The sequence below is a fragment of the Brevundimonas sp. MYb52 genome (assembly GCF_002979535.1).
GTDB lineage: Bacteria > Pseudomonadota > Alphaproteobacteria > Caulobacterales > Caulobacteraceae > Brevundimonas.
Genome location: NZ_PCPB01000012.1, coordinates 1 through 20,888, shown reverse-complemented (window position 1 = coordinate 20,888; position 20,888 = coordinate 1). Strand labels below are relative to the sequence as shown.

The 20,888-nt window shown below is 65.7% G+C and carries 20 protein-coding genes, 2 tRNA genes and 1 pseudogene; 13 read left to right on the top strand and 10 right to left on the bottom strand.

Going from position 1 to position 20,888, the window contains the following annotated elements; translation table 11 throughout:
• Nucleotides 1-9 precede the first annotated feature (9 nt).
• A complete protein-coding gene (locus tag CQ039_RS12625; RefSeq protein ID WP_233190225.1) occupies nt 10-939 on the top strand; it encodes a DMT family transporter in 930 nt (309 codons plus the stop codon).
• 88 nt (nt 940-1,027) lie between these two features.
• Nucleotides 1,028-1,117 (top strand) — tRNA-Ser (locus CQ039_RS12620).
• 106 nt (nt 1,118-1,223) lie between these two features.
• On the opposite strand, the gene CQ039_RS12615 is transcribed toward CQ039_RS12620, so the two are convergent.
• From CQ039_RS12615 to CQ039_RS12600, 4 genes are all read right to left on the bottom strand, one after another.
• Nucleotides 1,224-1,300, bottom strand: a tRNA-Arg gene (locus CQ039_RS12615).
• Between the two features lie 28 nt (nt 1,301-1,328).
• Nucleotides 1,329-1,634, bottom strand: a complete 306-nt coding sequence (locus CQ039_RS12610) for an ETC complex I subunit (protein ID WP_105563558.1) — start codon at nt 1,632-1,634, stop codon at nt 1,329-1,331.
• 79 nt (nt 1,635-1,713) lie between these two features.
• Nucleotides 1,714-2,016 (bottom strand): hypothetical protein, encoded by a 303-nt coding sequence (locus CQ039_RS12605; RefSeq protein ID WP_105563559.1) that lies wholly within the window; start codon nt 2,014-2,016, stop codon nt 1,714-1,716.
• Between the two features lie 77 nt (nt 2,017-2,093).
• Nucleotides 2,094-2,813 carry a glutathione S-transferase N-terminal domain-containing protein gene (locus tag CQ039_RS12600; protein WP_105563560.1) on the bottom strand — a complete coding sequence of 240 codons (720 nt, stop codon included), beginning with the start codon at nt 2,811-2,813 and terminating at the stop codon, nt 2,094-2,096.
• A 178-nt stretch (nt 2,814-2,991) separates the two neighbouring features.
• Between CQ039_RS12600 and CQ039_RS12595 the strand changes: the two genes are divergently transcribed.
• Together CQ039_RS12595 and CQ039_RS16850 are read left to right on the top strand one after the other, a co-directional pair.
• Nucleotides 2,992-3,543, top strand: coding sequence for an RcnB family protein (locus CQ039_RS12595; RefSeq protein WP_105563561.1), 552 nt, complete (start codon nt 2,992-2,994; stop codon nt 3,541-3,543).
• Nucleotides 3,544-3,707: 164 nt separating this feature from the next.
• Nucleotides 3,708-4,706, top strand: coding sequence for an RcnB family protein (locus tag CQ039_RS16850; RefSeq protein WP_233190226.1), 999 nt, complete (start codon nt 3,708-3,710; stop codon nt 4,704-4,706).
• Nucleotides 4,707-4,784: 78 nt separating this feature from the next.
• Here CQ039_RS16850 and gatB read toward each other — a convergent pair whose 3' ends face one another.
• Genes gatB through gatC form a run of 3 tightly spaced genes read right to left on the bottom strand, consistent with a single transcriptional unit; the run spans nt 4,785 to nt 8,050 of the window.
• Complete coding sequence (gene gatB, locus CQ039_RS12585) at nt 4,785-6,278, bottom strand: Asp-tRNA(Asn)/Glu-tRNA(Gln) amidotransferase subunit GatB (protein WP_105563563.1); 1,494 nt, start codon at nt 6,276-6,278, stop codon at nt 4,785-4,787.
• Nucleotides 6,279-6,280: 2 nt separating this feature from the next.
• On the bottom strand, nt 6,281-7,759 hold the full coding sequence (gene gatA / locus CQ039_RS12580) for an Asp-tRNA(Asn)/Glu-tRNA(Gln) amidotransferase subunit GatA (RefSeq protein WP_105563564.1): 1,479 nt from the start codon (nt 7,757-7,759) through the stop codon (nt 6,281-6,283).
• A 3-nt stretch (nt 7,760-7,762) separates the two neighbouring features.
• Nucleotides 7,763-8,050, bottom strand: a complete 288-nt coding sequence (gene gatC, locus CQ039_RS12575) for an Asp-tRNA(Asn)/Glu-tRNA(Gln) amidotransferase subunit GatC (protein WP_105563565.1) — start codon at nt 8,048-8,050, stop codon at nt 7,763-7,765.
• Between the two features lie 119 nt (nt 8,051-8,169).
• Between gatC and ruvX the strand changes: the two genes are divergently transcribed.
• From ruvX to topA, 6 genes are all read left to right on the top strand, one after another.
• Complete coding sequence (gene ruvX, locus CQ039_RS12570; protein ID WP_105563584.1) at nt 8,170-8,634, top strand: Holliday junction resolvase RuvX; 465 nt, start codon at nt 8,170-8,172, stop codon at nt 8,632-8,634.
• Nucleotides 8,635-8,674: 40 nt separating this feature from the next.
• The gene (locus tag CQ039_RS12565; RefSeq protein WP_105563566.1) at nt 8,675-9,658 is read left to right on the top strand and encodes an aspartate carbamoyltransferase catalytic subunit; all 984 of its coding nucleotides are present in this window, start codon (nt 8,675-8,677) and stop codon (nt 9,656-9,658) included.
• Nucleotides 9,655-10,953, top strand: a complete 1,299-nt coding sequence (gene pyrC, locus CQ039_RS12560) for a dihydroorotase (protein ID WP_105563567.1) — start codon at nt 9,655-9,657, stop codon at nt 10,951-10,953. Before CQ039_RS12565 ends, pyrC begins: the two co-directional genes overlap by 4 nt.
• 16 nt (nt 10,954-10,969) lie before the next feature.
• Nucleotides 10,970-11,605 carry a glycerol-3-phosphate 1-O-acyltransferase PlsY gene (plsY, locus tag CQ039_RS12555; protein WP_105563568.1) on the top strand — a complete coding sequence of 212 codons (636 nt, stop codon included), beginning with the start codon at nt 10,970-10,972 and terminating at the stop codon, nt 11,603-11,605.
• Complete coding sequence (dprA, locus tag CQ039_RS12550; RefSeq protein WP_105563569.1) at nt 11,602-12,687, top strand: DNA-processing protein DprA; 1,086 nt, start codon at nt 11,602-11,604, stop codon at nt 12,685-12,687. The genes plsY and dprA overlap by 4 nt, the downstream gene beginning before the upstream one ends.
• A gap of 367 nt (nt 12,688-13,054) precedes the next feature.
• Nucleotides 13,055-15,715 (top strand): type I DNA topoisomerase, encoded by a 2,661-nt coding sequence (gene topA / locus CQ039_RS12545; protein WP_105563570.1) that lies wholly within the window; start codon nt 13,055-13,057, stop codon nt 15,713-15,715.
• A gap of 59 nt (nt 15,716-15,774) precedes the next feature.
• Here the strand turns inward: topA and CQ039_RS12540 are convergent, their stop codons facing one another.
• Nucleotides 15,775-16,131 (bottom strand): hypothetical protein, encoded by a 357-nt coding sequence (locus CQ039_RS12540; protein WP_233190227.1) that lies wholly within the window; start codon nt 16,129-16,131, stop codon nt 15,775-15,777.
• Nucleotides 16,132-16,347: 216 nt separating this feature from the next.
• On the opposite strand from CQ039_RS12540, the gene CQ039_RS12535 reads away from it, so the two are divergent.
• The 3 genes from CQ039_RS12535 to CQ039_RS12525 all read left to right on the top strand — a co-directional run bounded on the left by CQ039_RS12535 (nt 16,348) and on the right by CQ039_RS12525 (nt 19,903).
• Nucleotides 16,348-17,913 carry a DEAD/DEAH box helicase gene (locus tag CQ039_RS12535; protein ID WP_105563572.1) on the top strand — a complete coding sequence of 522 codons (1,566 nt, stop codon included), beginning with the start codon at nt 16,348-16,350 and terminating at the stop codon, nt 17,911-17,913.
• Nucleotides 17,914-18,003: 90 nt separating this feature from the next.
• The gene (locus CQ039_RS12530; RefSeq protein ID WP_105563573.1) at nt 18,004-19,062 is read left to right on the top strand and encodes a diguanylate cyclase; all 1,059 of its coding nucleotides are present in this window, start codon (nt 18,004-18,006) and stop codon (nt 19,060-19,062) included.
• Between the two features lie 58 nt (nt 19,063-19,120).
• Nucleotides 19,121-19,903, top strand: a complete 783-nt coding sequence (locus CQ039_RS12525) for a 1-acyl-sn-glycerol-3-phosphate acyltransferase (protein WP_105563574.1) — start codon at nt 19,121-19,123, stop codon at nt 19,901-19,903.
• Here CQ039_RS12525 and CQ039_RS12520 read toward each other — a convergent pair.
• Together CQ039_RS12520 and CQ039_RS12515 are read right to left on the bottom strand one after the other, a co-directional pair.
• Nucleotides 19,900-20,709, bottom strand: a complete 810-nt coding sequence (locus tag CQ039_RS12520; protein ID WP_105563575.1) for a MetQ/NlpA family ABC transporter substrate-binding protein — start codon at nt 20,707-20,709, stop codon at nt 19,900-19,902. The genes CQ039_RS12525 and CQ039_RS12520 overlap by 4 nt on opposite strands.
• Nucleotides 20,710-20,728: 19 nt before the next feature.
• Nucleotides 20,729-20,888 (bottom strand): annotated as a pseudogene (locus CQ039_RS12515) (metal ABC transporter permease); the annotation flags it as partial.

Below are 20,888 nucleotides of genomic sequence, written 5' to 3'. Positions count from 1 at the left end.
GCGAGCGCCTTGAAACCCTCCCTCTATCAGACCCGATCCGGGGTCTTCGCCCTGGCGACCCTTTGCTGCCTTCTGTGGGGCAGCGCCTTTCCTGCGGTCAAGAACGGCTATGCACTGCTGCACATCGCACCGAGCGACATCGCCAGCCAGATGTTGTTCGCTGGGTGGCGTTTCGCCCTGGCCGGGGCGATCCTGCTAGGCGTCGCCGCAGTGATGAAGAAGCCGATCCTCGCGCTGAACAGTCGCCAGATACGCCAGGTCACCCTGTTGGGTCTGACCCAGACGACGATCCAGTATGTCTTCTTCTACGTCGGCCTGGCTCACGCTACCGGCGTGAAGTCATCGATCATGAACGCCACCGGTGTCTTCTTCAGCGTCGTCCTGGCCCACTTCATCTACGCCAACGATCGGCTCAATGGTCGCAAGACTCTGGGATGCCTGATCGGCTTCCTGGGCGTGGTGGTGGTCAACCTGGGCGGAGCCGCCCTTGGCTTCGACTTCAGCCTGCTGGGCGAGGGCTTCATTATCATCGCCGCCTTCGTGCTGGCCGCCGCCTCCATCTACGGCAAGCGCTTGTCCGCCAGCATGGATGCTATGGTGATGACCGGATGGCAGTTGCTCATCGGCGGGATCGGCCTGACCGCCATCGGCGTGATTGGCGGCGGTCAGCTTGAGGCCTTGAACCTACAGTCCGGCGCGCTCCTGCTCTACATGGCCCTGCTGTCGTCGGTCGCCTTCGCGGTATGGAGCCTGCTGCTGAAACACAATCCCGTCGGCCTGATCGCCGCCTTCAACTTCCTGATACCTGTGTTTGGAGTCAGCCTATCGGCGATCTTTCTCGGTGAAAGCCTTCTGCGGTGGAGCTATCTGGCGGCGCTGCTTCTGGTCTGCGCAGGCATATGGCTGGTGACGCGCCCATCGTCTCCGGGCAAAGCCTGATTGTTCGTGCTGCGTGACTGCGCTTTCTGCTTGGGCGACGGCGCACTTGCCGCTATGCACGCCTCCGCGCGCTGTCTCGACTCGCGCTGGACAGGTGGCCGAGTGGTTTAAGGCAGCGGTCTTGAAAACCGCCGTAGGTGAGAGCCTACCGTGGGTTCGAATCCCACCCTGTCCGCCAAACTTCCCTTTTCTGATTTTCACACACCCCTGGTCAGGCGTGCCTGTACCGCCGCGCGAACACTTATCGCCGGCTGCGCTGTTTGTGCTTGGGATCTTGAAGCCCTTGGCGCGCCCTGCAGGACTCGAACCTGCAACCCCCTGCTTAGAAGGCAGGTGCTCTATCCGGTTGAGCTAAGGGCGCGTGAGGCCGAAGCCGGTCAGACGCGGACTCAGTGAGTCCAGGACTGCTTACGGTTAGTGGCGAAGTTGTCGGCGTAGGCCTTGAGGATCAACGGCGCGTCCTGCGGCTCATGCAGGCGGAAAGCGATTCCGTGGCGCTCGGCGTATTCAACAGCCTCTTCCTTGGTCTCAAAGCTGAGACGGACCTGGCCGTTCATGTCGGTGGTGCTGGTCCAGCCCGTCAACGGGTCCTGGGTGCGCGCCGAGGCGGGTTCGAATTCCAGCCTCCAGTCGTGGGTCTTGGCCTTGCCCGATTGCATCGCGGTCTTGGCCGGACGATAGATGCGAGCGAGCATGAGCGGAATCCTTCGGCGACGTGTCTTGGCGGGGTCCATAACCCGCCGTAGCCGCCCGGTCCAGCCGTCGCCTGAGACTTCAGGCGGCCAGGGTGGTCGAACCGGCGTCGATCCAGCGACGCGCGGCGCGTTGAGCCTCGGCGATCTCGTCGTGTTCCATCTCCTGGCTCAGGTCGCGACGATACTCACGCGCCTCAACTGAGCCTTTCATGGACGCCAGATTGAAGATCATGTGGGCCGAGACCCGGTCGATCGGACATCCATCCAGCCCCGATGAATAGGCCAGCCCCAACTTGAACAGGGCGTCGCCGTCCATATCAACGGTCGGCAGCGGCAGGGCCGCGGTTTCGATAGCCTCAGGCGCGGTTTCGTGCGCGGTCATAGCCAGTCCTCCAGGCGTCGGTCATTCTGACCCTGCCTTTCGAACTGCATTCAAATACCGACGGTTTGAAATTAGAGTTAACGCGCTCGCTGGCCGAACAGAACGCCGCGCGCGGCCTCGGCCGCCTTCCCTGACGCCGCCAGATTGGCTCGCCATTCCTCGCCAACCGCCCTGCCCGCCTTGACCGCCGGTCGCGCCCCTACCCGTTCCATCCAAGCCGCCAGATGTGGAAACTCGCTCAGATCCTGCCCCTGATGCGTCGGCAGAATCCACGGCCAGATCGCCATGTCGGCGATGGAGTATTTACCCGCGACATAGTCCCGGTCCGCCAGCCGTCGGTTCAGCACGCCATACAGGCGGTGGGTTTCGTTGGTGTAGCGCTGGACGCCATATGCGATCTGACGCTGATCCCTGATCATGGCCGGGGCGTACTGACGGAAGTGGTGCGTCTGGCCCGCCATCGGACCCAGACCGCCTACCTGCCAGAACAGCCACTGATCGACCTCGACCCGCGCCCGCACGTCGGACGGATAGAAGCGCCCCGATTTCTCGCCCAGATATTGCAGGATGGCGCCGGACTCAAAGATCGACAGAGGTCGCCCGTCGGGTCCATCGGGATCCACAATGGCGGGCATCCGGCCATTGGGACTGATCGCCTGAAACGCCGCCGCGAACTGCTCCCCCGCGCCAATGTTCACCGACTTGACCACATAGGGCAGGCCCATCTCCTCCAGAGCGATGGAGATTTTCCAGCCGTTCGGCGTGGGCCAGTACCAGAGCTCTATCGGCTGGGTCATCACTGTCGTCTCCGCTCGCGTCGGGGCAGCCAGACATGGCGCGCCCCGGATAAACAGACAAGGCTGTAACCTGACGGCGCCGTTCAGGACGAGTTCATGCGCCGGGACTGACCTTGGCCTCCTGTTCAACGGGCCGTCCGCAGCTTTCCTTCGGCGCCCAGACCACGGAGACACGCAGATGAACCGCCTCACCAAGGCCGCCATCGTCGCCCTGGCGCTGACCACCACGGCCGCGCCGTTGGCGGCCCAGGCCCAAAATCGCGATCACCGCGAGTATCGCCAGGACCGCCGTGAAGACCGTCGCGATGATCGTCACGACCGTCGTGAATGGCGTCAGGACCGACGCGAGGATCGTCGTGACTGGCGTCAGGACCGCCGGGATGATCGACGCGACTATCGCCATGATCGCCGCGCTGATCGCTGGGACCGCAACAATCGTGACTGGTGGCGCGGCCGGCCCGAGTTCCGTGACTATCGCGGCGCCCGCAACGGCTACTGGTACGCACCGGGTCGCGGCTACTACCGCGTTGATCCGCGCTATCAGAGCTACCGCTGGCGTCAGGGCGCCTACCTGCCCTCGGCCTATCGCGGCTACTATGTGGACGACCCCTACTACTACAACCTGCGCCCTGCTCCGCGTGGCTACCGCTATGTCCACGCCAACAACGACATCTTGCTGATCGCAGTCGCCACCGGCCTGATCGCAAGCGTCCTTCACGACGTCTACTAGGCCTCGCGCATAGCCTTCAGATTGCCCCGCAGAGCCAGGCTTTGCGGGGCTTTTTGATGCCCGCAATCCTGCAGGTTTCCATCGACCGACGTTCAGCCGTGGTTCATGGCGTCGGCGCCAGATTGATGCTCAAGCCGCCCTCTCGGCGTGCGAGGAAGAAGACCATGAAACGTTCCCTGATGGTGTTCACGGCCATCGCCAGCTTCGCCCTGCCGGCCCTCGCGCCGGTGGCGACCCTGGCGCAGTCGCGACAGGTTCAGTCCGACGATGGACCGCGCCAACGCCCTCAACATCGCGCAGAACGCAGCGAGCAGTCTGTTTCGCCCCAGCAACGGCGCGACAGTCCTCGCTCCGAAGGGCGTCCTGAGCGCCCCGACACGCCGCGTCCGTCGCGCCCTGCACGTCCCGACGGCGAGCGCCCGGACCGGCCGACGCGCCCCACCGACCAGGGCCGTCCGCAGATGCCGCGTCCCGATCAGCCGAACCGGCCCAGCCGCCCTGACCGTCCGGATCGCCCAGGCCGGCCCGATGTGCGGCCGGACCGTCCCGGTTCGCAGCAGCCCAACCGACCGAACCGCCCGGATGGAAATCGCCCCGACCGACCCAATCGCCCGGATCAACCGAACAGACCCGACCGGCCTGACTGGAATCGCCCCGACCGACCGGGAAACCACCAGCCCAATCGTCCGAACAGGCCCGATCGCCCCGACTGGAACCGGCCGGATCGACCCAACCGACCGGATCGGCCTGATCGCCCCAATCGTCCCGACCGGCCGAACTGGAACAACGACCGCGACTATCGTGACTTCCACAATCGTTGGAACCGCGACCAGTGGCGGCGCGACTGGGATCGTCGTCACCGCAGCGACTGGTGGCGCAACGACAGCCGCTTCCGGGGCTGGAACGGCGTGCGGCTCGGCTTCTATTTCGCGCCGGGCTACGGCTACTACAGCGTGCCGCGGACCTACTGGAACCGCCAGTACTACGTTGGCCAGTATCTGCCCGAGGTCTTCTGGCGTTATCAGGTCAACGACTGGCGGACCTATGGCCTCGGCTACCCGCCTCCGGGGACCCGCTGGGTCTATGTCGACAACACCATCTACCTGATCGACGACTACGACGGCTACATCATCGAAGTCGTCCGCCACGCTTGGAACTGGTAGTCGGCAGCAAACAGAAAGGCCCCGGAGAGCAATCTCCGGGGCCCTTTTTTAGAACATCTGACTTTTAATCAGAGGGCCTTACAGACCCAGCTTGGCCTTCAAAATATCATTCACCGCCGCGGGGTTGGCCTTGCCGCCCGTGGCCTTCATCACCTGACCGACGAACCAGCCAAGCGCTTGCGGCTTCTCGGCCACGGCTGCGGCCTTGTCCGGGTTGGCGGCGATGATGTCGTCGACGGCCTTCTCGATGGCGCCAGTGTCGGTCACCTGCTTCAGGCCGTGCTTCTCGACGACCTCGGCGGGCGAGCCTTCGCCGTTCCAGACGTAGTCGAAGACTTCTTTGGCGATCTTGGACGAGATGACGTTCGTCTCGATCAGTTCGACCAACTGGGCCACGTGCGCCGCCGGAAGCGGGTTCTCGCTGAAGTCCTTGCCGTCGGCAGCCAGACGCGCCGAGACCTCGTTGGTCACCCAGTTGGACACCAGCTTGGCGTCACGCCCCTTGGCGGCAGCCTCGAAGTAGTCGGCCTTGGCCTGTTCCGAGATCAGCACCACGGCGTCGTATTGCGACAGGCCATAGTCGGCCATCAGGCGGCGGCGCTTCTCATCCGGCAGTTCCGGCAGGTTGGCCTTGATCTCATCGATCCAGGCTTGCTCGATTTCAAGCGGCAGCAGGTCGGGGTCGGGGAAGTAGCGATAGTCCATCGCCTCTTCCTTGGAGCGCATCGAGCGCGTTTCGCCCGCCGTCGGATCGTACAGGCGGGTTTCCTGCGTGATCGAACCGCCGTCTTCGAGAATCTCGATTTGACGACGCGCTTCGTAATTGATCGCCTGAGAAATGAAGCGGAAGCTGTTGACGTTCTTGATCTCGCAGCGCGTGCCCAGGAAGCCGAAGTCCCCGGTTTCCTTGAACTTGGCGTAGTTGCCGACGCGGCAGACCGAGACGTTGACGTCGGCGCGCAGGTTGCCCTTGTCCATGTCGCCGTCGCAGGTGCCGAGATAGATCAGGATGGTCCGGATCTTCTTGACGTAGGCGACCGCCTCTTCCGGCGTGCGGATGTCAGGGCGCGAGACGATCTCCATCAGCGCCGTGCCGGCCCGGTTCAGGTCGACATAGGACTCCGTCGGCGACAGGTCGTGGATCAGCTTGCCCGCGTCCTGTTCCAGGTGCAGGCGCTCGATGCCGACGTTGAAGAAGCTGCCGTCTTCGGCCTCAACCTCGACCACGCCCTCGCCCACGATCGGGTGATACAGCTGGCTGATCTGATAGCCGGTCGGCAGGTCGGGATAGAAGTAGTTCTTGCGGTCGAACTGGCTCTTCAGATTGATCTGCGCCTTCAGGCCCAGACCCGACTTCACCGCCTGCTCGACGCAATGCTTGTTCAGGGTCGGCAACATACCAGGGAAGCCGGCATCGACCAGCGACACCTGCTCGTTCGGCCCAGCGCCAAAGCCCACAGCCGCGCCCGAGAACAGCTTGGCGTTCGACGCCACCTGGGCGTGGATCTCCAGGCCCATGACGATTTCCCAGTCGCCAGTGCGACCTTTGATCAGTGTTTTGTTGTCAGACATGCTCACCACCACTTGGCCGGTTTGGCGACGAAACCGGCGGAGTCTTCCAGTGCAGACGCGACCTGGAAGACAGTCGCCTCATCAAGGGCCTTGCCGATGACCTGAAGGCCCAGCGGCAGACCGTCGCTGCTCAGACCCGCGGGCACCGAAATGCCCGGCAGACCGGCCAGGTTGGTCGTCACCGTGAAGACGTCGTTCAGATACATGGTCAGCGGGTCGATCTGCTTGTCGCCCAGCTTGAACGCCGCCGTCGGGGTCGACGGGGTCAGGATGGCGTCCACCTGCCCCCAGACGTTGTCGAAGTCCTCGGCGATGCGACGACGCACCTTCAGAGCCTTGACGTAGTAGGCGTCATAGAAACCGGCCGACAGCACATAGGTGCCGATGGTCAGGCGGCGCTGAACCTCCTTGCCGAAGCCCTCAGCGCGCGAGGCGGCATAGAGGTCATCCAGCGACGAGAAGTCCTCGGCGCGGTGGCCGAAACGCATCCCGTCATAGCGGGCCAGGTTCGACGAGGCCTCGGCCGGGGCCACGATGTAGTAGGCCGGCAGGGCGTATTTGGTGTGCGGCAGGCTGATCTCGACGATCTCGCAACCGGCGGCCTTCAGCCAAGCCACGCCCTGTTGCCACAGCGCCTTGATCTCTTCGGACATGCCATCGATCAGGTATTCCGCCGGAACGCCGATGCGCAGGCCCTTGACCGACTGGCCGACCGACTGGGTCCAGTCGGGGGTCGGGATGTCGAGGCTGGTCGAGTCCTTGGCGTCGAACGAGCACATGGACTTCAGCAGGATGGCGGCGTCGGTCACCGTCTTGGTGATCGGGCCGGCCTGATCCAGCGAGCTGGCAAAGGCGACCATGCCGAAGCGGCTGGCGCGGCCATAGGTGGGCTTGATGCCGACCGTGCCGGTGAAGGCGGCGGGCTGGCGGATCGAGCCGCCGGTGTCCGAGGCCGTCGCGGCCAGGCACAGGTCAGAGGCCACAGCCGAGGCCGAACCGCCCGACGAACCGCCCGGCGTCAGCTCGGCGTCCGAACCCTTGGCCTTCCACGGGTTCTTCACCGGACCAAAGGCCGAGGTCTCGTTGGCCGAGCCCATGGCGAACTCGTCCATGTTGAGCTTGCCCAGCATGACCGCACCCTCGCGCCACAGATTGGCGGTGACTGTGGATTCATAGGGCGGCACGAAGCCGCGCAGCATGTTAGAGCCGGCGGTCGTCTGCACGCCCTCGGTGCAGAACAGGTCCTTGATGCCCAGCGGCGCGCCTTCCAGGTCGCCGCCCTCGCCCTTGGCCAGTTTGGCGTCGGAAGCGCGGGCCTGTTCCAGCGCCTTGTCCGCCGTCACTTCGACATAGGCGTTCAGCGTCGGGTTCGAGGCCTCGATATTCGTCAGGAAGGCGCGGGTCAGCTCCTCGGACGAGAAGGTCTTGGCCGTCAGACCGTCGACGGCGTCCTTGAGGGTCAGTTTGGTCAGATCGGTCATGGCTTAATCGACCACCTTGGGCACGACGAAGAAGCCGTCAGCCGACTTCGGGGCGTTCGACAGGACAGCGTCCACCTTGGCGCCGTCGGTGACGACGTCTTCGCGCAGGCGCAGCGGTTGGGCGACGTTGGAGGTCATCGGCTCGACACCCTGCACATCGACCTCGTTCAGCTGTTCGATCCAATTCAGGATGCCGTTCAGCTCCTGGGCCAGCGGCTCCAGGCGGTCCTCGGGTGTCTTGATGCGGGCGAGGTGGGCGACCTTGCGCACCGTCGCGGCGTCGATAGCCATGGAAATCTCCGAAATTCATCCAGTCGGGGCGCAAGGGAGTCGCCCAGACTGACTCCTGTTGTGGGTTAACCGCCCGATGCGGCTTCGACAAGCGTTCCGCATTGCAATATGGGGAGGCCGTGCCCGTATTCGACCTGACAGACCTGCCCGCCGCCTGCCCGCCCGACACCGCCTGGATGGGGCTGGATCTGGGCGAGAACACCATCGGCGTGGCGGTGTCCGACACTAGCCGCATGATCGCCAGCCCGCTGCAGCTGATCCGCAAGGTGAAGTTCAGTCAGGACGCCGCGCAGCTGGTCAAGCTGATGACCGCTCGCAACGTCTCGGCCCTGGTCATTGGTCTGCCGCTGAACATGGACGGGTCCGAGGGTCCGCGCGCCCAGTCCTGCCGCGCCTTCGCCCGCAATCTGGAGCGCCTGCGCCCGGTCAACGTCGCCTTTCAGGACGAGCGCCTGTCGACCACGGCGGTCGAGCGTTTCCTGATCGAAGAACTGGACCTGAGCCGCAAACGCCGCGCCGACGTGGTGGACCGCACCGCCGCCGCCTGGATTTTGCAGGGCGCGCTGGACCGACTGCGCGCCTGATCTTCCCCTCGCGCAGACTCGGGCTTATAGCGGCGTCTCGATGACCCATGCCGCTTCCGTCACCGAAACCATCGAGGAGCGACTGACGCCGTTCCCCCGCGATCACTTCCTCGCCGCCGGCGATCTGAACCCGCCCGCCGCCCTGGCGCTGCTGGATCTCGCCGACGCCTTCGTCGATTTCAACCGACAGTCGGCCAAGGGCATCGACCTGATGCGCGGCCAGACAGTCGTGAACCTCTTCTTCGAGAACTCGACCCGCACCAGCTCCTCGTTCGAGATCGCCGCCAAGCGTCTGGGCGCCGACGTCGTCACCATGCCGGTCTCGGCCTCCTCGGTGGCCAAGGGCGAGACCCTGATCGACACGGCGGTGACGCTGAACGCCATGAAGCCCGAGATTCTGGTCGTCAGGCATTCGTCCTCGGGCGCCGTGGACCTGCTGTCGCAAAAGGTCGGCTGCGCCGTCGTCAACGCCGGCGACGGTCGCCACGAACACCCCACCCAAGCCCTTCTGGACCTGCTGAGCCTGCGCCGCGCCTTTGGCGATGTCGGCGGGCTGACGATCGCCATCTGCGGCGACATCGCTCACAGCCGCGTGGCCCGCTCCAACGTCGCCCTGCTGTCGATGATGGGCGCGCGCGTGCGCCTGATCGGCCCGCCAACCCTGGTGCCCGGCGACGCCGACCGTTGGGGCTGCGAGGTCTTCCACGACATGAAGGAAGGTCTGGCCGGCTGCGACGTGGTCATGATGCTGCGCCTTCAACTGGAACGCATGACCGGCGCCCTGATCCCCTCGACCCGCGAGTATTTCCGCTTCTGGGGTCTGGACCGCGAGAAGCTGGCCTGGGCCGCGCCCAACGCCAAGGTCATGCACCCCGGCCCGATGAACCGGGGTGTCGAGATCGATTCAGACGTGGCCGACGACCTGACCGTCTCCCTGATTCAGGATCAGGTCGAGATGGGCGTCGCCGCCCGCATGGCCGTTCTGGCCGCCCTCGCCCACCGCCGCGCCGGAGCCGCCGCATGACCGCTGCTCCGAACACGCTCGCTATCGTCAACGCGCGCCTGCTGGACCCGGCGACGGACTACGACGGCCCGGGCGCGGTCCTGATCCAGGACGGCCGCATCGTCGAGGTCGTTCACGGTCAGGCGACCCAGCGCCCCGACGGCGTCACCGTCATCGACGCGCAAGGCCGCTGCCTCGCCCCTGGCCTGATCGACATCCGGGTCAAGACCGGCGAGCCGGGCAATGAGCCCAAGGAGACGCTGAAGTCGGCCAGCCTGTCGGCGGCTACGGGCGGCGTCACCACCATCGTGGTTCAGCCCGACACCGACCCGGCCATCGACGACCCGGCCCTGATCGACCACATCCAACGGCGCGGCGCGGCCCTCGATCTGGTCAACGTCCGAGCGGCGGGCGCCGCCACCCAGGGCCGCGACGGTCAGCGCATGGCCGAGATCGGCCTGATGCACGAAGCGGGCGCCCTTTATTTCACTGACGGCGACCGGGTCATCGTCAACACCCGCACCCTGCAACGGGTGATGAGCTACGCCGCCGCCTTCAACGCCCTGATCGCCTGCCGCCCGGCCGAGCCCTGGCTGTCGGAAGGCGCGGTCGCGACTTCAGGCGAACTGGCGACGCGTCTCGGCCTGTCGGGCGCTCCCGCCATCGCCGAGCGCATCCAGCTTGAACGCGACCTGGCCCTGGTCGAACAGACCGGCGCACGTTTCCTGGTCGATCAGATCTCAACCGAGGGCGCGCTGGAAACCCTGGCCCGCGCCCGTGCTCGCGGGCTGGAGGTCTCGGCCTCGGTGTCGATCAACCATCTCTGCTTCAACGAGATCGACATCGGCGACTACCGGACCTTCTACCGGCTGGACCCGCCGCTGCGCGCCGAAAGCGACCGTCAGGCCCTGGTCGAGGCCGTCCGCGACGGCCTGATCGACGCCATCACCTCGGCTCATGCGCCTGAGCCCGCCGAAAACAAGCGCCGCCCCTTCGCCGAGGCCGCGCCCGGCGCTGTCGGTCTGGAAACCTTGCTGCCCGCCGCCCTGATGCTGCACCACGAACACGGCCTGGATCTGCTGGACGTGCTGCGCCCGCTGACGCAGGGCCCTGCCGGTCTGCTGGGTCTGGACTCGGGGGTGCTGGCCCAGGGCGCGCCGGCCGACCTTGTCCTGTTCGACGCAGGCGCTCCGGTTGTGGTCGATGCGGCCACACTGCGTTCCAAATCGAAGAATTCGCCCTTCGACGGGCGTCGCCTGCAAGGGAAGGTCTTGCTCACGGTTGTCGGTGGACGCATCGTCCACGACGCACGCTAAACGGGAGCGAATCACTTTGCAGGATCTGGCCGGACCGGCGCTTCTGACGCTCGGGCTTGTAGCGATTGGCGGATACCTGCTCGGTTCAATTCCGTTCGGGGTCATCCTGACCCGCGCCGCGGGCGCCGGCGACGTGCGCAACATCGGCTCGGGCAATATCGGCGCGACCAATGTCCTGCGCACCGGGCGCAAGGACCTGGCCATCGCCACCCTGATCCTCGACGCCGGCAAGGGCGCGGTCGCCCTGCTGATCGCCCGCTATATGTTCGGCGAAGTCGCTGGCGCCATCGCCGGCGGCGCGGCCTTCATGGGCCACCTCTTCCCCGTCTGGCTGGGCTTCAAGGGCGGCAAGGGAGTCGCCACCTTCTTCGGCCTGATCCTGGCGGCTTGCTGGCCTCTGGGCCTGCTGGCGGCGGCGACCTGGCTGATCGTGGCCTTCGCCCTGCGCTATTCCTCGCTGGCGGCTCTGGTCGCGGCGGCGGCGACGCCGTTTTACGCCCTGCTGCCCCTGTCGATGCTGGGCCTTCCCGCCCCTGCGCCCATCCTGATCCTGGCGATCTTCACCGCCGTGCTGATCTATATCCGCCACCATGAGAACATCGCCCGGCTGCTGAAGGGCGCCGAGCCCAAGATCGGGGCCAAGAAGGCTTGACCCCGCTGTCCGACGCCGAGCGTTTCGCCCGGCTTCGGCTGGCCCGCACCGACCGCGTCGGTCCCGTGGCCTTTTCTCAACTGTTGCAGCGTTTCGGCTCGGCCATCCGCGCGGTCGATGCCCTGCCTGATCTGGTCCGCCGCAGCGGCCGCGACGGTTACGCCCTGCCCCCCATCGAGCGCGTAGAGGCCGAACTGGCGGCGGGCGAGCGCGTCGGCGCACGACTGATCCTGCTCGGCGACGCCGACTATCCCGACCTGCTGGCCAATGTTGATCCGCCCCCGCCCCTGCTGTGGACGCGTGGCGACCCGGCCCTGCTGTCGCGCCCCTGCATCGGTGTCGTCGGCGCCCGCATCGCCTCGGCGGGCGGCCAGCGCATCGCGCGCGGCCTGTCACAGCAACTGGGCGAGGCTGGCCATGTCGTCGTCTCGGGTCTGGCGCGCGGCATCGACGCGGCGGCGCACCTGGGCGCCCTGCCGACCGGCACGATTGCGGTGCTCGGCGGCGGCGTGGACGACATCTATCCCACTGAGAACGCTGAGCTCTATCGCCAGATCGTCGAGCAGGGCTGCATCGTCTCGGAAAGCCCCGTAGGCGCCCGCGCCCAGGCCCGCGACTTCCCCCGCCGCAACCGCATCATCTCCGGCCTTTCGCGCGGCGTCATCGTGGTTGAGGCCGAAATCCGGTCAGGCTCGCTCATCACCGCCCGCCTGGCCAATGAACAGGGCCGCGACGTCTTCGCGGTGCCCGGCTCGCCGCTTGACCCGCGTTCCAAAGGCCCCAACGAACTGCTGCGTCAGGGCGCCATCCTGTGCGAGGGGCTGGAGGACGTCGAGCGCGCTTTTACCACCCTACGGACCCTGCGCGAACCGCCTAGCGATTCGCCCTTCCAAGGGGCGCCGGACGATCTAGACCAGGCTCTGATCGAACAAATCGTCGCCCTATTGTCTCCTACGCCGATACCGCGCGACGAATTGGCCCGAGCGCTCGATCTGCCGATCGGCGTGGTGGCCGCCGCCCTGCTTGAACTCAACCTAGCCGGTCGCGCGACGCTGTTGCCCGGCGGGCTAGCATCAATCTGATCAGTCCGACGGCGTTTCCCTTCTGGCCAGATCGGCAGCCGCCTCTAGGGCGAATGCCAGTTTCTCGTCGCCGTCCCAGCGCGCCATGCTCGCCAGCTCTACAGCCATCGCTGCGACATACTCTCGGACAGGATAGTCGGTCAGGTCTGGCGGAGATGGGCGCCTAGCTCGCCCGCTTGATCGAAGTTCGTGTCGCCCTGTTGCTTCAGCCACGCTCAAACCCTCCTGACATGAATGCGAGTAAGGCACAATCAAAGGTAGAACTGCAAGACCGTAAACACCCTTAAGGCGCACAACTCAAATGACGTGATTGACTTCCCCTTCGACGCCAACCACGTTCGCGCCCCGATTTCCCGAATAGAGCGCCATGAATCTCGTCATCGTCGAGAGCCCCGCCAAGGCCAAGACCATCAACAAATACCTGGGTTCGGACTATGAGGTTCTGGCCTCCTACGGCCATATCCGCGACCTGCCGTCCAAGGATGGCTCCGTCCTGCCCGACGAAGATTTCGCCATGCAGTGGGAAGTCGACGCCAAGGCGTCCAAGCGCCTGTCCGAAATCGCCGAAGCGGCCAAACGCGCCGACCGCGTCATCCTCGCGACCGACCCCGACCGTGAGGGAGAGGCGATCAGTTGGCATGTTCTGGAAGTCCTGAACAAGAAGAAGGCGCTGAAGGACACTGAGGTCCAGCGCGTCACCTTCAACGCCATCACCAAGGCCGCCGTGCTGGAGGCCATGGCCAATCCGCGTCAGCTGGATATGGAGCTGGTCGAGGCCTATCTGGCCCGCCGCGCGCTCGACTATCTGGTGGGCTTCAACCTGTCGCCCGTCCTGTGGCGCAAGCTGCCCGGCGCCCGTTCGGCCGGTCGGGTGCAATCGGTCGCCCTGCGCATCGTTGTCGATCGCGAGATGGAGATCGAAAAGTTCAAGGCTCAGGAATACTGGTCGGTCGAGGCCGATCTGGTCGCCGACAGCCCGCCCTTCACCACCCGTCTGGTCAAGCACGCCGGCAAGCGTATTCAGCGCCTCGACATCCCGACCGAGGAAATGGCCTTCGCCGCGCGGGACGCCATCAAGGCCGGCGATTTCACCATCAAGTCGGTCGAGAAGAAGCCGGCCAAGCGTTCGCCGGCCCCGCCCTTCACCACATCGACCCTGCAACAGGAAGCGGCACGTAAACTTGGCTTCACCGCCCAGCGCACCATGCAAGCGGCGCAGAAGCTGTATGAAGGCGTTGACGACACCGGCGGCCTGATCACCTACATGCGTACCGACGGCCTGTTCGTCAGCCCCGAGGGCATCGCCCAGGCGCGTGAGGTCATCGCCGAACGCTTTGGCCCCGCCTACGTCCCGGCCGAGCCGCGCTACTACAAGACCAAGGCCAAGAACGCTCAGGAAGCGCACGAAGCCATCCGTCCTACCAATATCGCGCGCCACCCCGACAGCCTGCGCCTCGAAGGCGACCTGCAACGCCTTTACGAACTGATCTGGAAGCGCATGGTCGCCTCGCAGATGGAGAGCGCGCGTCTGGACCGCACCACGGTCGAGATCGAGACGCCCGATGGCCAGACCGGCCTGCGCGCCACCGGCCAGGTCGTGGCTTTCGACGGCTTCATCGCCGCCTATGAAGAAGGCCGCGACGAGAAGCAGAAGGGGTCAGAGGACGAAGAGGACGACGGCGGCCGCCTGCCCGCGCTGAAGGAAGGCGCCAAGGCCAAGGTCGAAGCCGTTCGCGCCGACCAGCACTTCACCGAGCCGCCGCCGCGCTTCTCGGAAGCCACCCTGGTCAAGAAGCTGGAAGAGTTGGGCATCGGTCGTCCCTCGACCTATGCCTCGATCCTGACGACCCTGCGCGACCGCGAATACGTCCGCATGGACAAGAACCGCTTCTATCCCGAGGACAAGGGACGGCTGGTCACGGCCTTCCTGGAACAGTTCTTCACACGCTGGGTCGAGTACGACTTCACCGCCGCGCTTGAGAGCCAGCTGGACGAAGTCTCGGCGGGCGATCTGGACTGGAAGGCGCTGCTGCGCAGCTTCTGGACCGACTTCCATGCCGCCACGCAAGCCGCGGGTGAACTGCGCACCACGGCGATCCTCGATCACCTGAACGACGCCCTGGGCGCCCACATCTTCCCGGACAAGGGGGATGGTTCGGACCCGCGCGAATGCCCCCTGTGCCATCAGGGCCAACTCAGCCTGAAGACCAGCCGCTTTGGCGCCTTCATCGGCTGCTCGCGCTATCCCGACTGCAAATACACCCGTCCCGTGGCCTCGCCTGACGGCGCCGAAGGCGGCGCGGACGGCGGCGACCGCGAACTGGGCGTCGATCCGGCGACCGGCCAGCCGGTGCAGCTGAAGATCGGTCGTTTCGGCCCCTATGTCGAAACCACGCCGCCGGGCGAGGAAAAGCCGAAACGCTCTTCCCTGCCCAAGGGCTGGAGCCCCGCGTCCCTGACGCTGGAACAGGCCCTGCGCCTGCTGGCCCTGCCGCGCGAAGTCGGCCCTCACCCCGAGGACGGCAAGATGATCACCGCCGGCCTGGGGCGCTACGGCCCCTTCGTCCTGCACGCTGGCACCTATGCCAACGTGTCGGATATCGACGAAGTGTTCGAGGTCGGCATCAACCGCGCCGTCGCCCTGCTGGCTGAAAAACGCGCCGGTCGTCCCGGCCGCGGCTCGGCCACGGCCCCGCTCAAGGAACTGGGCGCCCACCCGGAAGACGAAGCCCCCGTTCAGGTCATGGCCGGCCGCTTCGGCCCCTACGTCAAATGGGGCAAGGTCAACGCCACCCTGCCCAAGGGCGTGACGCCCGAAGACCTGACGCTGGAAGCCGCCCTGCCTCTGCTGGCCGCCAAGGCCGGCGCGGCGCCGAAGAAGAAGGCGGCTGCGGCCAAGAAGCCTGCGGCGAAGAAGGCTCCGGCCAAGACCGCCGCCGAGAAAAAGCCCGCTGCGGCGAAAAAGCCCGCAGCCAAGAAGCCTGCCACTAAGAAGGCCGCGCCCAAGAAGACGGCTGACGCCGAATAGATCGTTAGGCGGCTCCCGGTTCGTCCTTCGGATCGGGAGCCAGCTTGACCATCCAGGCCCTAGCGTCCGGCCACCAATTCATTGCGAACCCGACGGCCCAGCGGGTCGCGCCCCGGCCAGGTCTGGCCGATATTCGCCTCGACCAGTGTTGTGCAGAATCGCGACAGCAACATGCGGGGCCTGATGCCGTTCAGACAGACCCGCTCGCCCTCGATCGCCCAGCGCGCGGTCAACCGGCGCCCGTCCGAAAATGCGGCGCGATAGCTGCCGTCCCGGTCAAACCAGTGCTTGACCCACGCCCCATCAGGATAGTGGGAGATCACCGTATTGCCGAAGGCGTTTTCCATTTCCGCCAGAGCCGGCTGCGCAGTCGCGCAACAGGCCGCCAAGGCGAACGCAAGCGTTTTCATACGCATACGACAACCCTTCCCTTCCCCAAGGCGACATTACAGACCTGTAAGGCTTTGCCAACCGCCTGGTTCCCGAACAGAAATACTTGACTGAGGCGTAGGGGTTTCCATATACCGCCGCAGGCTCGGGATAGGACTGGCGATGCGCGCCGCCCACTCGCCCACGAGGGGCGGTTCCGTAAGCTGAAGACGTTACGACGTTTCCTCCGTCCTCAAGGTTACATGACAGAATTCACCAAGCTGGGCCTCTCGGCCACGACCCTGCAAGCGGTCGCCGATACGGGCTACACCGAAGCTACCCCCATTCAGGCCTCCGCTATCCCGGTGGCCCTGGCCGGCCGCGACGTGCTGGGCATCGCCCAGACCGGAACCGGCAAGACCGCCGCCTTCACACTGCCGATGATCGACCGCCTCGGCTCGGGCCGCGCCCGCGCCCGCATGCCGCGCGCCCTCGTACTGGCGCCCACCCGCGAACTGGCCGACCAGGTCGCCGAGAACTTCGCCAAGTACGCCAAGGGCACCAAGCTGAGCTGGGCCCTGCTGATCGGCGGCGTGTCCATGGGCGACCAGGTGGCCCTGCTGAACAAGGGCGTCGACGTCCTGATCGCCACGCCGGGCCGTCTGCTGGACCTGTTCGAACGCGGCAAGATCCTGCTGACGGGCGTCGAGATGATGGTCATCGACGAAGCCGACCGCATGCTGGACATGGGTTTCATCCCCGACATCGAGCGCATCTTCAAGCTGACGCCGCCGCGTCGCCAGACCCTGTTCTTCTCGGCCACCATGCCGCCTGAGATCACGCGCCTGACCACGCAGTTCCTCAAGGATCCGACCCGGATCGAGGCCTCGCGTCCGGCCATGACCGCCGACACCATCACCCAGTATCTGGTCCGCATCCCCACCAGCGATCCCAAGGCCAAGCGCACCGCCCTGCGCGCCCTGATCGAACGGTCGGAAGTCAAAAACGGCATCGTCTTCTGCAATCGCAAGTCGGAAGTCGATATCGTCGCCAAGTCGCTGAAGACGCACGGTTTCGACGCCGCGCCGATTCACGGCGACCTGGACCAGTCGCTGCGCATGAAGACCCTGGCCGATTTCCGCGCCGGCGACCTGAAGATCCTGGTGGCCTCGGACGTCGCCGCGCGCGGTCTGGACATCCCTGATGTCAGCCATGTCTTCAACTACGATGTCTCGCACCACGCCGACGACTACGTCCACCGCATCGGCCGCACGGGCCGCGCGGGTCGCAAGGGCGAGGCCTACATGATCGTCACCCCGTCCGACGACAAGTCGCTGGATAAGGTGCTGAAGCTGATCAAGATGGCGCCGGAAGAGCTGACGCTGGAAGGCATCGATTTCGCCGCCATCAAGGATCGCCCGCGCAGCGACGACGCCAAGGGGCGCGGCCGCAGCCGCAGCGACCGCCCGCGTCCGATCCCCAAGAGCGACAATGTCGCCTCCATGGAGCCGATCACCGCACCCCTTCCCCGCGCAGAAAAGGTCGAGGAAGCCCGCGAGGAGGCCCCGCGTCGCTCCCGCAGCCGCCGCTCGACCAAGCCGGAAGCCGCCGCTGAGACCGTTGACGCCGCAGCACCCGACGCCGCCGTCGAAGTCGAGGCCGCTCCGGCCAAGCCCGCCTCCCAGCGCCGCGAACGCGGCCGCGATCAGGCGCCGCGTGACGTCCGCAAGTCCGAACCGCAGAAGGACCTGCCCCTGCGCGCCGCCAGCGGTGGTTTCGGCGACGATATTCCGGCCTTCCTGCGCCGTCCCGTCGTCTTCCACGACTAGGATCGGCAGCGTCGATCTGCGGCTTAACCGGTCATTACGGATCGATGTTCTAGGGTTCGCCCACTAAGAAATAGGGGCGCGAGAATCAGAATGACGGCGCAGGTCGAAACCGCCCTTCGGGGGCCGGAGGCTTATGCATTGGCGCACCGCATCGTGGACGCCATGCAGCAGGCCTCCGTCTGGCCGACGCCGCTGAATTTCGAGCTGTGGCTACACTACGTCAGCGATCCCGAGGGCGCCCTGGGGCGCGAGCTTCAACGCCTTCTGGCCAGCGACGCGCCCTTCACCGACGCAACAGCGGAAATGTTGGCAGCCGAATTCCTGCCGCGCGGTCGCCTGTCCGAGGAAATCCGTGACGTCGGCGCCGTGCTGAATCGCGAACTCGCCGCTGTGGCCGAGGCCATCGACAATGCCCGCAAGACCCAGACCGCCTATGGCGAGACGCTGAGCCACGCTTCGGCGAAGATGCAGGAGACCGAGCGCCCGACGGATCTGACGGAGATCGTCAGCACCCTGTCGACCGCTACCCGCAAGGTCCAGCGCCATACTTCGGCCCTGGAAAAGCGTCTGGAGTCCTCGAACCGCGAGGTGGTCCGCCTGCGCGAGCACCTCGAACAAGTGCGACGCGACGCCATGACGGACGCCCTAACCAATCTGGCCAACCGCAAGACCTTTGACGAGCAGATCGCTCGTCTTTGCGAAGAGGCCGAGGTCGAGGGCAAGCCCTTGACCCTGGCTATCGTCGATATCGACCACTTCAAGCGCTTCAACGACACCTGGGGCCATCAGACCGGCGATCAGGTGCTGCGCTACGTCGCCAGCGTCCTTGGCCGGATTTCGCGCGCCCCCCGCATCGCCGCCCGCTATGGCGGCGAAGAGTTCGCGGTCATCTTCCCAGGCGAGACGCCCGGCACGGTCGAATCGGCCCTGAACGCCATTCGTGAAGAGATCGGTTCGCGCTCGCTGCGTCGGCGCTCCACCAATGATGATCTGGGCGCAGTGACCATCTCTGTCGGTTTCGCCGAGCGCCGCCCCGGTGAGACCGCGCTCGGGGTGCTAGAACGCGCCGACGAGGCCCTTTACGCCTCCAAGCGCGGCGGTCGCAACTGCGTCACCAACGCCGAGTTGATGACGCAAGCCGCCGCCTGAAAGGCGCCGCGTCTAAACCCCTTGCTAAATCGCCCCGGCGCCGTGTCATAACAACGGGATGAGAAGCTTCGCTTTCAACGTCGCCTATTGGGTTCTGTCGATCGCCTATTGCCTCGTGGCGGCCTTCGCCGCACTGGCGCCGGGACGACGCGCCACCACCTGGGTCATCCGTCGATACGTCCGCCGAATGGTGCAAGCCATGGCCCTGTTCGCCGGCATCCGCTTGCAAGTGCGCGGCAAGGAACGACTGCCACAGGGCGGCTTCATCGTCGCCTCCAAGCACCAAAGCTGGGGCGACGGCTTCGCCACCTATGACCAGTTCGACGACCTGGCCTTCGTCACCGGCGATCACCTCGAGAAATTTCCGCTGTTGGGCGCGGTGCTGAGAAAGCTCGGCGCCATCGTCGTCAACAGTTGTGGCGGCCACACCGCCCGTGCGGCGCTCAAGGAACGCGCCGCCGATGCCCATCGCGAGGGCCGCAAGATCCTGATCTACCCCGAGGGCCATCTGGCCAAGGTCGGCGAGAAGTTCCGCTACCGTTCGGGCGTCTGGCACATGTACCGCGACTTCGACATGCCGGTTGTGCCCCTGGCCACCAACCTCGGCCTGTTCTGGCCGCAGGAAGAAGCGCGGAAGACGCCGGGCACGGCGACGCTGGAGTTCCTCCAACCCATCCCGACCGGTCTGCCCAAGGATGAATTCCTCGCCCGCCTGGAAGCCGCCATCGAAGGCAAGACGGCCGAACTGATCGCGGAGGCCACTGGACGACCGATCACGGCCGCCATTCAGGTCCCAACGCCCAGCGAGGCCGCACTCGCGACGGCGACTGCGGCGGCTTAGGCCGCCGGGATCACCGCGCCGTCATACTTCTTGGCGATGAAGTCCTTGACGGCCTGGCTGCGCAAGGCGGCCGCCAGGGCCTGAACGCGCGGGTCGTTCTGGTTGTCCGGGCGCGCCACCAGATAGTTGACATAGGGGCTGTCGGCGCCTTCCAGCGACAGGGCGTCGGTCTTGGGCTTCAGCCCTGCGTCCAGGGCATAGTTGGTGTTGATCACCGCCGCGTCGACCTGGGGCAGAATACGCGGAATGGTGGCGGCCTCGACCTCCTGGAACTTCAGGCCCTTGGGGTTGGTCGCGACGTCGCGCACGGTCTGCAGCGGATTGGTCGGATCGCGCAGGGTGATCAGGCCGGCGCCTTGCAACAGCAGCAGAGAGCGACCGGTGTTGGAGGCGTCGTTCGGCAGCACCACCTGCGCCCCGTTCGGGATCGCCGCCAGCGTCGTGTGCTTCTTCGAATAGATGCCCAGCGGCTCGACGTGGACGCCGGCGACCGTCACCAGGTCGGCGCCGCGCGCGATGTTGAACTCGTCCAAATAGGGCTTGGTCTGGAAATAGTTCACATCCAGCCGTTTTTCAGACAGTTGCACGTTGGGCTGAACGTAGTCATTGAAAACCTTGATCTCGATCGGCACGCCCTCGGCGGCCAGGATCGGCTTCACCACCTCCAGGATTTCGGCATGCGGCACGGCCGTCGCCCCGACCAGCAGAGGCGCGCCCTCGGCCCCCGCCTTCTTGTCCGCGCCCTGACCGCAGGCGGCGAGCGTCAAAACAGCGACGGCGGACAGCAGCAGCGAACGGCGGATCATGGGGCGGGCTCTCAGAAAATCAGCGGTGCGAGACCTTAGCGACCAGACGGTCGCCGATCATCTGCAGAATTTGTACGAGGATCAGCAGCAGAACTACGGTCACCACCATGACGTCGGTCTGGAACCGTTGATAGCCAAAGCGCACGGCCAGGTCGCCCAGACCGCCCGCCCCATGATCC

Coding starts and splice junctions, on each gene's coding strand:
- CQ039_RS12610 (WP_105563558.1), bottom strand. CDS start 1,634: ATGCTCGCTCGCATCTATCGTCCGGCCAAGACCGCGATGCAATCGGGC.
- CQ039_RS12605 (WP_105563559.1), bottom strand. CDS start 2,016: ATGACCGCGCACGAAACCGCGCCTGAGGCTATCGAAACCGCGGCCCTG.
- CQ039_RS12600 (WP_105563560.1), bottom strand. CDS start 2,813: ATGACCCAGCCGATAGAGCTCTGGTACTGGCCCACGCCGAACGGCTGG.
- CQ039_RS12595 (WP_105563561.1), top strand. CDS start 2,992: ATGAACCGCCTCACCAAGGCCGCCATCGTCGCCCTGGCGCTGACCACC.
- CQ039_RS16850 (WP_233190226.1), top strand. CDS start 3,708: ATGAAACGTTCCCTGATGGTGTTCACGGCCATCGCCAGCTTCGCCCTG.
- gatB (WP_105563563.1), bottom strand. CDS start 6,278: ATGTCTGACAACAAAACACTGATCAAAGGTCGCACTGGCGACTGGGAA.
- gatA (WP_105563564.1), bottom strand. CDS start 7,759: ATGACCGATCTGACCAAACTGACCCTCAAGGACGCCGTCGACGGTCTG.
- gatC (WP_105563565.1), bottom strand. CDS start 8,050: ATGGCTATCGACGCCGCGACGGTGCGCAAGGTCGCCCACCTCGCCCGC.
- CQ039_RS12565 (WP_105563566.1), top strand. CDS start 8,675: ATGACCCATGCCGCTTCCGTCACCGAAACCATCGAGGAGCGACTGACG.
- pyrC (WP_105563567.1), top strand. CDS start 9,655: ATGACCGCTGCTCCGAACACGCTCGCTATCGTCAACGCGCGCCTGCTG.
- topA (WP_105563570.1), top strand. CDS start 13,055: ATGAATCTCGTCATCGTCGAGAGCCCCGCCAAGGCCAAGACCATCAAC.
- CQ039_RS12540 (WP_233190227.1), bottom strand. CDS start 16,131: ATGCGTATGAAAACGCTTGCGTTCGCCTTGGCGGCCTGTTGCGCGACT.
- CQ039_RS12535 (WP_105563572.1), top strand. CDS start 16,348: ATGACAGAATTCACCAAGCTGGGCCTCTCGGCCACGACCCTGCAAGCG.
- CQ039_RS12530 (WP_105563573.1), top strand. CDS start 18,004: ATGACGGCGCAGGTCGAAACCGCCCTTCGGGGGCCGGAGGCTTATGCA.
- CQ039_RS12525 (WP_105563574.1), top strand. CDS start 19,121: ATGAGAAGCTTCGCTTTCAACGTCGCCTATTGGGTTCTGTCGATCGCC.
- CQ039_RS12520 (WP_105563575.1), bottom strand. CDS start 20,709: ATGATCCGCCGTTCGCTGCTGCTGTCCGCCGTCGCTGTTTTGACGCTC.